This is a genomic window from Paenibacillus sp. JT22N12, from assembly GCF_056269365.1.
Window position 1 is genome coordinate 610,084 of sequence record NZ_JBWDNU010000004.1, and the last position, 12,170, is coordinate 622,253.

The following is a 12,170-nucleotide window of genomic DNA, read 5'->3' on the forward strand; positions in this document are numbered from 1 at the left end:
GAGTATCCAAAGATGCAAACCAGCCGAGTCCGCATCCGGGAATCTTTAGGGGACCGGATCTTCCTGACAATTGTCTATATCCTGCTGATAGCCGTACTGCTCGTTGTGTTGTATCCGCTTATTTATATCTTCAGCTCATCGCTCAGCAGTCCGAATGCCGTATCGTCCGGCCGTGTATGGCTGTTCCCGATTGACTTTTCCCTGGTCGGCTACAAGGCGGTTCTGGAGAACTCCCAGGTGCTTACGGGCTACGGGAATTCCCTGTTCTATGTCATTGCGGGGACGCTCATAAGCGTGTCGCTGACGGTTGTTCTGGCATATCCGCTGTCGCGCAGATCGTTCTTCGGGCGCAATGCGCTGATGATCTTCATTGTGTTCACCATGCTTTTCTCCGGCGGACTGATCCCGATGTATCTGGTGGTCAAGCAGCTCGGCATGATCGACACCCGATGGGCGCTGCTTATTCCCCAGGCCATCTGGGTGTGGCAGGTCATTATAACCCGGACGTTCTTCCAATCCTCCATCCCGGACGAGCTGGTGGAAGCGAGCGAGATGGATGGCTGCAGCGATCTGAGGTTTATGCGGAGTATTGTCATCCCGCTGTCGAAGCCCATCATTGCGGTGCTGGTGCTGATGTATGCCGTGGGTCAATGGAATGCTTACTTTGACGCCCTGATCTATTTGAAGACGCAAGCGCTTCATCCGCTGCAGCTGGTGCTGCGCAACATTCTGATCCTCAATACCGCTACCGGCAATATGGAGGCTTCGGAAATGCTCAAACGCCAGCAGATGGCGGATCTGATGAAATATTCCCTGATTGTCGTCGCCAGCCTGCCCGTGCTCATCATCTATCCGTTCGTTCAGCGCTACTTTGTGCAGGGCATGCTGATCGGCTCCGTTAAGGGCTGACGAATCAGGCGAATGGCCTTGAGAGGGGGAGTTTGTATGTAAGTGTAAAGGGGGACTTATGATTACACAAACGGGAGGGATTAGATTGAAAAAGAAGATGGCTTTGATCGTGTCACTCATGCTTGTCTGTACGCTGGTACTGGCTGCTTGCTCCAAGGATAACGGCGGTGGCGCCGCCAATAACGGAAATGGTGCCAATACAGGCGGGACGGCTGCGGAAGGCAATGCGAATGCCGGCAGCGGCGATGCGGCGGCGGCTCCTGTTAAGATTTCGATTTTCGCCCAACAAAACCCCGACACGGATTTCACAACCAATTCCTTCACCAAAGAAGCGGAAAAGCAGTTCAACATCCAGTTTGAATGGCAGACTATTCCGTATGACGGCGCAGCTGAGAAAAGACAAATCTCGCTTGCCAGCGGCGACTATCCCGACCTGTACATGCTGATTCCGTGGGTAGACCGCTTCTCGCAGACGGACCTGCTTCGTTTCGCCCAGCAGGGCGTCGTTCTCCCGCTCAACGATCTGATTGACAAATATGCCCCGAATATCAAAGCGGCTATGGATAAATATCCGTTCTACAAGGCGATGAATACTGCGCCGGACGGCAATATTTACGGACTTTCCCAGCTGATCGAATGCTACCACTGTTCCTTCCCGAACAAAATGTGGCTGAATACCAAATGGCTGGATAAGCTTGGCCTTGAGATGCCGACGACCTCCGAAGAGTTCAAAGCCGTGCTGAAAGCGTTCAAAACGCAGGATCCCAATGGCAACGGCAAGGCGGATGAAGTGCCGCTTAGCGGCGCCAACGGAGAGTCTGGCGAGCATATTATTCCTTACTTTATGAACGGCTTCATCTATGACGACGACAGAACCTATCTGCTGCTGGACAACGACAAAGTGGATATTGCGGCCAACAAGCCCGAGTGGAAGGAAGGCCTTGCTTTCGTCAAATCGATGTATGACGAGGGTCTGATCGATCCGGGAGCCTTTACGCAGAACGGCGAAGCCTACAAGAAAATCGGCGACAATGCGGAGATTCAAATCCTTGGCGCCGGTGAGGCGATGCATCCGGGCATCTTCGTGACCACGGGCAACGATGCCCCTTACGGAGCGGATTACAATCCGGTGGCACCGCTGCAGGGACCCAAAGCTTCTTTTGCCACCTACAACTATCCGAGCGATCCCGGCGCAACCTTCGTGCTGACGAACAAGTCAAGCGAAGAGGCCCAGATCGCGGCGATTAAATTAGTCGATTACATGATGACGCCGGAAGGGAATCTTCGTGCCAACTTTGGCGAGGAAGGGGTGGATTGGAGAAAGCCTGCCGAGAGCGAGAAAGCCATTAATGATGCGGTTGCTCCTTACTTCACCACCATTCCGCTCAAGAAGGATGAGAAGCCGCATAACACTAACTGGGGTGCAATGGCGCAGTACTACAATCCGAAGGAGTACAGGGACAGCTGGGTGGCTGCCGATGATATCTATTCCTCCGAAGGCTATGAGCGCAGATTGCAGCAGGCGACAGAACTCTACGACGGCAAGCAGCCGGAGAACCTGTTCCCGCATTGGGCAATCTGGATCGATCCCGCGACAGCCGATGAAGTGGCGATGATGAAGACAAACATTAAGGATTATATCGATCAGAACGCCCTGCAATTCGTCACGGGAGCCAAGGATCTCGACAAGGATTGGGATGCTTACGTCAAAGGCTTGGACAACTTGAACCTGAAGCGCTACCTAGAGCTTATGCAGACCGCTTACGAAGGCACGAAATAAGGATACAACCAGAAGTGCAGGCATATGATCGTTACAAGATCATTTTTTGCATAATTGCAACTTGAATAAGGCGGCAGTCCCCATGCCTGGGGATTGCCCATAGAGGAGGATATACACATTATGGCCAATGAAAGACAGCAGTTGTTGATTCTTCATCTTGCTATGCCCGATCTGGATTCCCATACGGTGGCCTGGGCGTTATACGACGGCGCGCTGCCAGCCAGCCAGCTGCAGATGAATACGGGGGATCAGAATGAGCCTCCCTATAAATCGGTCATCGATGCCATGAGAAACGGCTGGTTTGTCATTCAGTTGGCTCATGCCCCCACTTATCTAAGGGGAGCGGAGCATGAGAGCGGTCATCTGCCCTATGAATATGTGCTTGAGAGGAGAGTTGCAGTATCATGAACATCATTGGAAGCGAGCTGAAGTCTGAGCAGAAGCCGCAGCCCGTGGGCCTAGAGCATCTGCTGACAGCCAGGCAAATGGCCTCCTTCGTCACCGACGGTTATTTGCATATTGAGAACCTTGTGCCGGATGAGCTGAACAGGCTGGTGGATGAGGAGCAGCGCAGCGGACGCGTCAAGCAGCGGGGGTATTGGCAGAATTCCCAGTACATGCAGCAGGTATTCGATCTGCCGCAGGTGAAGGGGATTATCCAAAGCCTGGTCGGCCATTATCCGGTTTATGACCATTCCGCTCTGCATATCGTGCAGCCGAAGCATCTCAAGGCGCAGGAATGGCATGCCGATTCGATCATCAACACGCGCAAGTACGGCTTTGACATACAGGCGTTCTACTTTGCCCACGATGCGCCTGACGAGATGGGACCGACCCTGGTGCTGCCGGGTTCGCATCTGCGCCGGGTCAACACCTCCAGCATCGGACGGTACAAGAACATCGTCGGACAGAAGCGGATGGTATCCAAGGCAGGCACCATGTTCTTCGTTCACGAAGGAATCTGGCACTGCGCCCAGCCGAACCATACGGACGACACTCGTTATGTGTTCAAGCTGCGGCTGCGCCCCGGCCAGGAGCAGCGTGGGCTGTTCAATACGGAGGGCTACCGGGACGAGGAAGTATCCAACATCATTTATAGAGGGTATGAGATCTGGCAGGGCAACGAAGGGCGTCTCGATCATGTGGCGCGGGCGAAGCTGTGGCGATATGTTACAGGTGACGACACCATCGATGTCTCATTCGAGGGAGCGCTGTCGAGGATGAACATCCCGCTTTGATGTAAAAAAAGAAACTTGCTCCGCCTCTTCATGCGGCAGGGCAGGTTTCTTTTTTTGCTACCGGGCTGTCCTCCCGGCCGGTCAATCGCTGACCCGGCTCAAGCCATTCCATTCCAAGAAGAGTCCTCGTAGCTCTCTTCATTGGCGATATCCTGGATCTCCTCCGAGCTGACGTTGATATAGCGGTAGCCCTCCGCCTGCTGCTTCTTCAGCGCCCGTTCCTTGTAGAAGCGGGGGCTTCCTTCGCCGGCATCCTCGTCATAGACCAGCAGGATGCCGTCTGTTTTGCGGAATAACAGATCGTCTCTGGCGGCGAACTGCCAGGTGCCGCTGTACGGTTGATTGCTGACGCTGGCGTAATGATCCACGCCTTTAAGGATTTCATTGTAATATTCCTTCTTGGCGTCGTTCCATTTCTCCTCGGGATTCTGAAAGGCCGCGATAATGGACAATTTCAGCTGCGGATAGGTATGCTTCAATGCGATCACGACCTCGCAGGCCCACAAATCCACACCGTACTGGCCGGGTGTAATGACCCATTCCAGCCCTTCTTCAACAAGAGGGAAAAGGCGCCGGGTCAGGGCTTTTTGAATATAGGGAATGCCCACATGCTTTTGGTTGAAAATATTCAGTTCATGCGCGCGGTAGCCGGTCACCAGAAGATTCTTCAACGCTTAACGCCCCTTCGGTTTATTAGACCTATTATAATAAACGTTCCGGGTGCAAACAAATCCTGCCTTCGAATATCATGCAGCCGGTCTGGCCCCACTTTAAACATTTAGTAAAATATGTCGAAAACAGGAATATTCTATGATAATATAAATGAATTAAAGTCAAGAAATAGAGAGAATAATAGCAGTTATAGGGGGATTGCGAGTGGAGAACAACAGAATCATACTGCCTCTGACAGGCGCATTGCTGGCTGCCGTCATCGGAGGGGTGCTGTGGGCGGTTATCGTGGTGCTCACGGACTATGAAATCGGCCTTGTCGCATGGGCTATCGGAGGCTTGGCCGGGTATTGGGTAACCTTGTTCGCAGGCAGACAAGCGAATCGGGGACATCAGGCAATTGCGGTTATCGGCAGCTTGGCCGGGATATTGCTAGGCAAATATTTTATGTTCGGCTACATGATCAATGGCGGCGTGATCGGAATGTTCGATAATGAGGTGATTACCTTATTCAGTGAACATTTCGCTGAGTTCTTCGGCGGGATGGATATTGTTTTTGTCTTGCTTGCGGTGCTGACGGCATGGCAGCTGCCGGCCAGAATGTCCAATCGTCCGGCTCCAACGGGACAGCCTTTCGGCGCGTAATGTTCTGCAGCCAACGGATTGCATTCGTCTTGAACGGTCATAAGCAGTGAGCGGTGGAGGACAGGCCTCCATCGCTTATTTGTGCTTCCGCCAGTCCATGCTGCTGTTCTTCAACAGATGTCCAAAATCATTCTCCAGCCGTTTCTTCTCGGCATTGGCCGCTTCCTCCGCCCGGAGCCGCTGCTCTTCCTTCGCCTTGGCCTCATCGGCCTTCAAGGCATCGCTTTGCGCTTTTAATTGCTCCAGAACATCCGGGCGCAGCAGATCCTTCAGCGTTGCCGGTTTATCCTGGGCCTCCGCCTTGGGGGTCGGCTTTGTTTTATTTTTCTTCGCCACTTGGCTCACCTCGTTTTTTTCATTCTATCCTACCAGATAACCGTCATCGGAACCAGCAGCAGATGCCTTGACAGCAATATTGCAAAAAATTAACTTTAAGGAATCGTAAAAAGCAAATATAATTGTGATCACCCCCCACACAACAAAAGAAGGTGATCATTTGTGAAAAATTGTGCCATATACAGTACTCAGTTTAATGTAGATCAGGTTGCCGGCATCATCGAGAGTCTATATCCAAAGGCGTCTATACAAATGAATGTGGATAAGACGGAAATCAAAGTTTTGCATAAAACATGGCTCAGTAAAACTGAAAATACGTTTACGGTGTTGACCAGCCGGGCCGATCCGGAAGCATTCACGGTAATGATCGATGAAATCGGATATTTCTTCAGCAGGATCAGAGCCGGGAATGAAACGCTTCATAAGAAGCTGCTGCTCCAGATCTCATCGCTTAATATGGTCATTGGCGTCAAAGCCGGGAAGAAGATAGCGGAGCCGTTCTACTCGGAGCTCCTCCACATCACGCAGCAGTTAAACGGCATGATCCTGATGGATGACCGCAGGCTGTTGAATGAAAAGGGAGAACTCGTTATGGATATCGACGGCCGCTCCCAAATTGAGGACATGCCTGTAACTGCTCACACCAGCTATCTGCACAACGACCTTAACGTTACGGATCCCGCGCTGCAGCGCAAGGAACAATCCGAAAGACTGCTCACGCAAAAGGGCATACCGTTCAATAAAAGCCTGCCAGTCATTGCGTCTGAAGACGCTGTCATGCTCCGCAGCAGAGAAGAAACCGCCAAACGTGCGATCGCACTGTGCATTGTCGCTTTGAAGGGCGAGTGCTGCGGCACTGATTATAAGCCTGAGGAGACACGCTCGCTGATCAACCAGGTGATGAATCAATTTAATGCTTCATCCTGCTTCTCCCCCCGGGAGAGCTTGTTCATCGGGAAGGATCATCCGGATCAAACGGAGATTGTGCAGTTCGCCTGGTGCTATGAAGGATTTTGGGTCATGCTGTGGGCTCTGGGGTATGTGGATCAGTTGGATACGCCTACCGGCATATGTGATGTAGAGGCTGCCGTGTCGATTTTGCACCGGTACGATAACTATGACGCTTTTCTGGCAGATGCAAGGATGCGGCCGAAAAGCGAGATTTTGGATGCGGCCGATCTTATCTACAGGATTGACTGGGCATGTGTGGACGCCCGGCTCCATAACAAACCGGTCCCGGCCGGTCTGGACAGCAGCGTCGTCTATGAGAGGCACCGCGCCTTGAACTGGCTCACGACCTATATGGATCAGGATTGGGACGAGGTTACAACCCATACCTGATTATCCAACAGCCTGGCTTCATCCGGATCCGTCCGGAAGTGGCCGGGCTTTTTCTTTGTGCTGTCTTGAAACTGATGGGATGATGGACTTGAAGCATACGATGGGAATTAAGAGCAGGTACTATAAAAAGATGGTACTTATGCAATCATGGTATTCCTTATAAGATAAGGACATCAAGAATAACGAGCCAACAAACGGGAGGGCTTCACATGGAGACTATGCAGCAGCAGCCGCAAGCACAGACACAATCACGGAAAACGATGAATTTTTACCGCAGACGCAATACACCCACGTATACCTTTATGGCCTGGTCGGCATTCCTGCTGGCATGCGGCTTCGAATTCGCCGGGATCTATACCTTGAAGCAACCGCTGTCGGTACAAGGCTATTATGCGGTTACCGGGTTTCTGATCATCATCACCTCGTTCCTTCTCCAGAAGGTTGCCAGAGATAACGATGAGGATAAATTTCTGAAGGATCAATCGCCAAACTACAGAAGCCGCAACACCTCCGCCTTTACCTTTATGGCCTGGGCCGGTTTCATAATCGCCATCCTGGCTGAATATATCGGGCTGTATACGCTGGAAGAACCCTTCCATGTGAAAGGCTACTATGCCATCGGCGGCGCCTTCCTGATCGTTGCCTGCCTGGTGCTGCAAAAAACAATCCGCGACAATGAAGAGGATCATATGTTTTTGAAAAGCGAGGACGAATAGAGGGCGAAATAAATACTGACAAGAAATGGATTTCCCTTCCGGGAGGTCCATTTTTTACGATTTCTTAATAAAAATTCATAGTAATTTTATTTGGGGATGACACAAATAGAGGATAATTTTAATAAGACTTTACACCTAGAGAGGATGGAGACAAGATTGAAAAAGTTTCTGATTTTATTTGCAGTTTTAGCCATATTTACCTTGGAGTATGCACAAGCGAAATCTAATGACGGAGCGATGTCCGGCATGAGTATGGACCCCGGTATGAGCATGGACCCCGGTATGAGCATGGACTCCGGCATGAATATGGGCACAGGCACGAATACGAACATGAGCATGGATATGGGTGCGAGCACTGGTACAGGTACGGACACGAGCACGAATACGGGCATGGGCATGGATTCCGGTTCAGGCATGAATGCCGGCGTGAGTATAGACGACGATGAGGAAGGCGAAACGACCGGGGATGGGACGATGTCCCTTACCTTAAATGGTAAATTCCTCAGCACGCCAGCGTTATTGGGTGAGGATTTCATACACTCCTATGTACCTATCCGTACCGTTGCTTTGGCTCTCGGCGCTCAAGTCAAATGGGACGCTGCCGATCAAGCCGTACTTATAAATTCTCCGTCATTTTTGAATACGCCCGGTCATGCTCTGAATGATCATCACGGACCTCTGGTGGTATTCAATGAACAAATGTTGACTCCTGCACGCAATCCTGTTTTGTTCAATGGCACTGTTTATGTTTATGACGAAACGGTTGCGAAGTTATTTAACGTAAGCATCAAAGCAAATCAGGCCATGAATCAAGTGCAAATCGTAACACCTGATAATACCAAGCAGTTTCAGGATGAGGATCAGCAGGTAAACGACGTATTCAATGGCGTTGGAATGGTGCCGCATATCGCTGCAGATGGAGCCAAGGAGTTTACGCTGACCGCACAGCAGCATGCCTGGTCTCCTTTGCAGGGCGTATTGACTACGGCCTGGACGTTTAATGGACAAGTCCCCGGACCAACCATACATGTGACGGAAGGCGACCATCTGCGGGTAACGCTTGTGAACAAGCTTGCGGAGCCGACAACGATTCACTGGCACGGCCTGGATGTTCCCAATGATATGGATGGAGTTCCCGGCATTACGCAAAATGCGGTGCTTCCCGGTCAAACATTTGTCTACGATTTTGTAGCCAATCATGCCGGAACCTACATGTACCATTCGCATTACAATGATATGAAGCAAATCGGCAACGGCATGTATGGCACCGTTATTGTCGATCCCAAAGATCCGAAACCGGAGGATCACTATGATCACGACTACACGATGATGATCAGCGGATTTGCCATTAACGGGACGGCGGATGAAAAGGATTATTTCACCATCAACGGCCGGAGCTACCCGGATACCCCTCCCATTGAAGTGAAAAAGGGAGAAACGGTCCGCATCCGCTTGCTGAATATTGATGCAATGGAAGTCCATACGATGCATCTGCACGGCATGCATTTCAAGGTCATCGCCAAAGACGGAGATCCAATTGCAGAGCCTCAAAGCATGGATACCATTCTGATCGGTCCAGGAGAGATTTATGATATTGCTTTTACGGCAAGCGCAGTAGGCGACTGGATGTTCCACTGCCATATTCTCGACCATACGATGAACGGCGATGACATGGCTGGCGGAGAGATGGGCGGGCTTATCACACTGGTTAAAGTGACCGAATAACCACCGAAAACCACTGAATAGCCAGTTGCTCTATCAGCCGTGTTAGCTTATCCTTGCGTGCACCCCTTATCAATCCCATTGGAGCGTTTATCCGATGAGTGATAGGGGGTGTATTTTTTATATAGTGAGTTGTTCAGCCGGGAACCAATGAGAAGGACCAACTGCTTCAGTTAAAATAAAACAAGCTGACGTCGGTTAGAAATACCGGAGCCAGCTTGCATTCTGGAGCTTATTCAAATGTCTGCGGAAGGCGCTTTGCCACAAGATCACAGGGTTAGGGCACTATCCTAATGGTTACTGGACTTTAATTGTAGGGATTGTCCCAGTCGTATCCAGTTTGAATCCGGGTAACTGGGCAATCGACTGCAGTGAGATATACGGTTCATCTTGTGGACTCTTCCAAATCGCATCGGTGAGCTTCAGGGTGTTCCCATCCAGTAGAGCTTGTGCGGAACTCATAGTGAAATCCAGCTCAGAATTATGGTAGAGCATCATGATCTGGGTTCCGTCGATAGTCAAGTCTGCGTTCACGTTTCTGGCCAATGCCCTCAGCGGAACCATAATCCTGCCGTTCTCATTCTTGAAGGCATCTCCGCCTTTGCCGCTCGCGGCAATCAGGTCGTTGTTCAGCTTGACATCAACGGCCGTACCGCTTGGAGATGAAGGATGCACACCATCTTCGCGGAAAATATAAGGCGTAAAATCCGGATGGTCAAAATCGAACATGTCCACCATATTGTCCGCGTTGGCATCCCTGTTGTTCAAAGACTGCAGGTGATAATTCCATTCGAGAAAGCTCAGAACGGATGTTGTATCGTACTGCACATGGCTTACATAGTTTTTCTTGGCATAAGGTGAAATCACGATAGCCGGAATTCGCGGTCCGTCGCCTTGTAGTCCGTCGGGACCCGGATCTACCTGCGGAGGCGGTACATGATCCCACAGTCCGCCTGATTCATCGTAGGTGAGAATAATAGCGGTATCCTTCCAATAAGGGCTGGACATGATTTTGTTGATGGTTTTCAGGGAAAAGCTTGCCGCTGTAGGACCGCTGCTCCCCGGATGCTCATCATCGCCCTCGCCGGCTTTGACATATACGACATCCGGAAGCTTGCCGCTGTCGATATCCTTATCCAGTTCGGAGTAATCCTTTATATTGTCGGTATAATCGCCATCACCGTAGTTCTGGAAGTACTGGAATGGATTATGGTGAGGGATATATTCTTTCCCGTCGCCGTATCCATCCTGGTACCAGGACCAGCTCAGTTTGTTTTCCGATAATACGTCTCCCACGTTCTTGTAGGTTAATGGCTGCCATGTGCCGATGGCATCCGTATAAGGGCCGAAGGATGGGTTGGTATCATCCTTGAGTGGAGTGCCTTCATTTCCGGATTGCGCCGCTACTAAATAAAGAGCGCCGGGGGTCGAAGGCCCGAAGACCGGCTGGTACCAATTGTCTGCCAGGCTGAAATGCTGCGCATACTGCCAGAGGGAAGGCTCCGCCCAATAATCGTAGTGCCCCATCGGGACGGTTTTGTTATTTTTAATAACGTACTGGTTCATAGCGCCCATGTTATAATCTGCAATCATGCCTTCATAAGAATGCTGGACATCCTCGGTTATCGCTTGATCCGGCCCCAATCGGAACGGAAGGACCTTCGCGCCATTCTTATCCAGATTGTAGGCGCCGTCCGGAATTCCATTAACCTCCGGTGTTCCCGGCAGCGGCATAAATCCATCCGCATAAGGGTATGTGCCAAAATAATTGTCGAAGGAACGGTTCTCCTGATAAATGATGACCGTATGCTTGATCGGTGAGGATGTAGGCTGAGCCGCACTGCCGTGAGGCATTGCGCTTCCCAGATTGGAGTAAGCCGTTTTACCGGAGACCGTAACAAAATAATAATAAGTGACCCCGTTCGGAAGACCCGAATCGGTAAAGGAGGTTGTTGAACTGGAATCGATCTTCACGAACGGCCCCAGGGCGGATGTGCTCCGGTATACATCGTAGCCGGCTGCGCCGCTCATCGCATCCCAGGTCAATGCTATTTTTGAATCGCTGCCGACGGCGAAGAGCTTCTTCGGTCCTGCGCCCCGTATAATAACCTGTCCATGCTTATCGATATCCTTGATCACAAAATTATCAAGTGAATAAACATAAGAAGCTGTAATGGAAAACCCGCCCGCATTCGCTGAGACGTTGTTGGTCGTGCCGATCTTGACATAATCGGCATCGCTTGGGCCTTTCACATAGACCTCCAGCTGATTGCCCTGAAATCCGAATTTAACATCGTACAAGGTGTTCGGGCTGAATGTCTTGGCAACGTTCAGATCGCCTGCCGTATTTCCTGGCGAGCCGCTGTTGACGGCTGATTTGACGCCAGTCGGGGTGAATTGCACGACAGTTGCATCGGAACCCCCGTTATACCGCAAATAAAATTTAATATAATTGCCGGTTTGCGTGCCGACGGACTCGAAGCTTGCATAATACCACATGTTTTTCACATTGCTGACGTTCGGCTTGATGGTATTCTTTTTCGATGTATCGTTGTTGTAATTCGCCGCTGTATAGGTTGCATTCAGCATGCCGTTGCTGACATTCCAGCTTCCGGACACGGACGAGGTCGGAGACCATTTCGTCGCGAGCGAATCCAGGCTGAAATCGTCCTGGAAGACAACCGCTCCTTCCGGGTCCGGCTCCGTGTCGGTTTCGTCCGCTGAAGCAGCGGACGCCTGGATCATTGACAGCATGATCGCGCAGACCATCAGCCAAGCTAACATTTTGGTTTTCAATTTATTTCACCCGCTTAA

11 protein-coding genes and 1 pseudogene are annotated in these 12,170 nt (G+C 50.9%); 9 read left to right on the forward strand and 3 right to left on the reverse strand.

The window, feature by feature from the left end; translation table 11 throughout:
* Positions 1–12 precede the first annotated feature (12 nt).
* From AC0YOA_RS18370 to AC0YOA_RS18385, 4 genes are all read left to right on the forward strand, one after another.
* Entirely contained in the window at positions 13–909 is an 897-nt protein-coding gene (locus tag AC0YOA_RS18370; RefSeq protein WP_475787804.1) for a carbohydrate ABC transporter permease, read from the forward strand.
* A gap of 85 nt (positions 910–994) precedes the next feature.
* Positions 995–2,689 (forward strand): extracellular solute-binding protein, encoded by a 1,695-nt coding sequence (locus tag AC0YOA_RS18375; RefSeq protein ID WP_475787805.1) that lies wholly within the window; start codon positions 995–997, stop codon positions 2,687–2,689.
* 120 nt (positions 2,690–2,809) lie between these two features.
* Complete coding sequence (locus AC0YOA_RS18380; protein WP_475787806.1) at positions 2,810–3,097, forward strand: hypothetical protein; 288 nt, start codon at positions 2,810–2,812, stop codon at positions 3,095–3,097.
* Positions 3,094–3,927, forward strand: coding sequence for a phytanoyl-CoA dioxygenase family protein (locus tag AC0YOA_RS18385; protein ID WP_475787807.1), 834 nt, complete (start codon positions 3,094–3,096; stop codon positions 3,925–3,927). Before AC0YOA_RS18380 ends, AC0YOA_RS18385 begins: the two co-directional genes overlap by 4 nt.
* A 98-nt stretch (positions 3,928–4,025) precedes the next feature.
* Here the strand turns inward: AC0YOA_RS18385 and AC0YOA_RS18390 are convergent, their stop codons facing one another.
* A complete protein-coding gene (locus AC0YOA_RS18390) occupies positions 4,026–4,598 on the reverse strand; it encodes an SLOG family protein (RefSeq protein ID WP_210044703.1) in 573 nt (190 codons plus the stop codon).
* 205 nt (positions 4,599–4,803) lie between these two features.
* Between AC0YOA_RS18390 and AC0YOA_RS18395 the strand changes: the two genes are divergently transcribed.
* The gene (locus AC0YOA_RS18395) at positions 4,804–5,241 is read left to right on the forward strand and encodes a hypothetical protein (RefSeq protein WP_210044702.1); all 438 of its coding nucleotides are present in this window, start codon (positions 4,804–4,806) and stop codon (positions 5,239–5,241) included.
* A gap of 75 nt (positions 5,242–5,316) precedes the next feature.
* On the opposite strand, the gene AC0YOA_RS18400 is transcribed toward AC0YOA_RS18395, so the two are convergent.
* Positions 5,317–5,577: a YqkE family protein gene (locus AC0YOA_RS18400; protein ID WP_475787808.1), complete on the reverse strand. Its 261-nt coding sequence runs from the start codon at positions 5,575–5,577 to the stop codon at positions 5,317–5,319.
* A 252-nt stretch (positions 5,578–5,829) separates the two neighbouring features.
* On the opposite strand from AC0YOA_RS18400, the gene AC0YOA_RS18405 reads away from it, so the two are divergent.
* The 4 genes and pseudogenes from AC0YOA_RS18405 (at position 5,830) to AC0YOA_RS18420 (ending at position 9,359) form a co-directional block, all read left to right on the forward strand.
* Positions 5,830–6,918, forward strand: a complete 1,089-nt coding sequence (locus tag AC0YOA_RS18405) for a DUF4272 domain-containing protein (RefSeq protein WP_475787809.1) — start codon at positions 5,830–5,832, stop codon at positions 6,916–6,918.
* 302 nt (positions 6,919–7,220) lie between these two features.
* A pseudogene (locus tag AC0YOA_RS18410) lies at positions 7,221–7,358 on the forward strand (YiaA/YiaB family inner membrane protein); the annotation flags it as partial.
* Between the two features lie 84 nt (positions 7,359–7,442).
* The gene (locus AC0YOA_RS18415) at positions 7,443–7,634 is read left to right on the forward strand and encodes a YiaA/YiaB family inner membrane protein (protein WP_475770048.1); all 192 of its coding nucleotides are present in this window, start codon (positions 7,443–7,445) and stop codon (positions 7,632–7,634) included.
* Positions 7,635–7,880: 246 nt separating this feature from the next.
* Complete coding sequence (locus AC0YOA_RS18420; protein WP_475787810.1) at positions 7,881–9,359, forward strand: multicopper oxidase domain-containing protein; 1,479 nt, start codon at positions 7,881–7,883, stop codon at positions 9,357–9,359.
* A gap of 294 nt (positions 9,360–9,653) precedes the next feature.
* On the opposite strand, the gene AC0YOA_RS18425 is transcribed toward AC0YOA_RS18420, so the two are convergent.
* On the reverse strand, positions 9,654–12,152 hold the full coding sequence (locus AC0YOA_RS18425; RefSeq protein ID WP_475787811.1) for an alkaline phosphatase family protein: 2,499 nt from the start codon (positions 12,150–12,152) through the stop codon (positions 9,654–9,656).
* Positions 12,153–12,170: the final 18 nt, after the last annotated feature.

Coding starts and splice junctions, on each gene's coding strand:
- AC0YOA_RS18405 (WP_475787809.1), top strand. CDS start 5,830: ATGAATGTGGATAAGACGGAAATCAAAGTTTTGCATAAAACATGGCTC.
- AC0YOA_RS18370 (WP_475787804.1), top strand. CDS start 13: ATGCAAACCAGCCGAGTCCGCATCCGGGAATCTTTAGGGGACCGGATC.
- AC0YOA_RS18385 (WP_475787807.1), top strand. CDS start 3,094: ATGAACATCATTGGAAGCGAGCTGAAGTCTGAGCAGAAGCCGCAGCCC.
- AC0YOA_RS18380 (WP_475787806.1), top strand. CDS start 2,810: ATGGCCAATGAAAGACAGCAGTTGTTGATTCTTCATCTTGCTATGCCC.
- AC0YOA_RS18415 (WP_475770048.1), top strand. CDS start 7,443: ATGGCCTGGGCCGGTTTCATAATCGCCATCCTGGCTGAATATATCGGG.
- AC0YOA_RS18420 (WP_475787810.1), top strand. CDS start 7,881: ATGAGTATGGACCCCGGTATGAGCATGGACCCCGGTATGAGCATGGAC.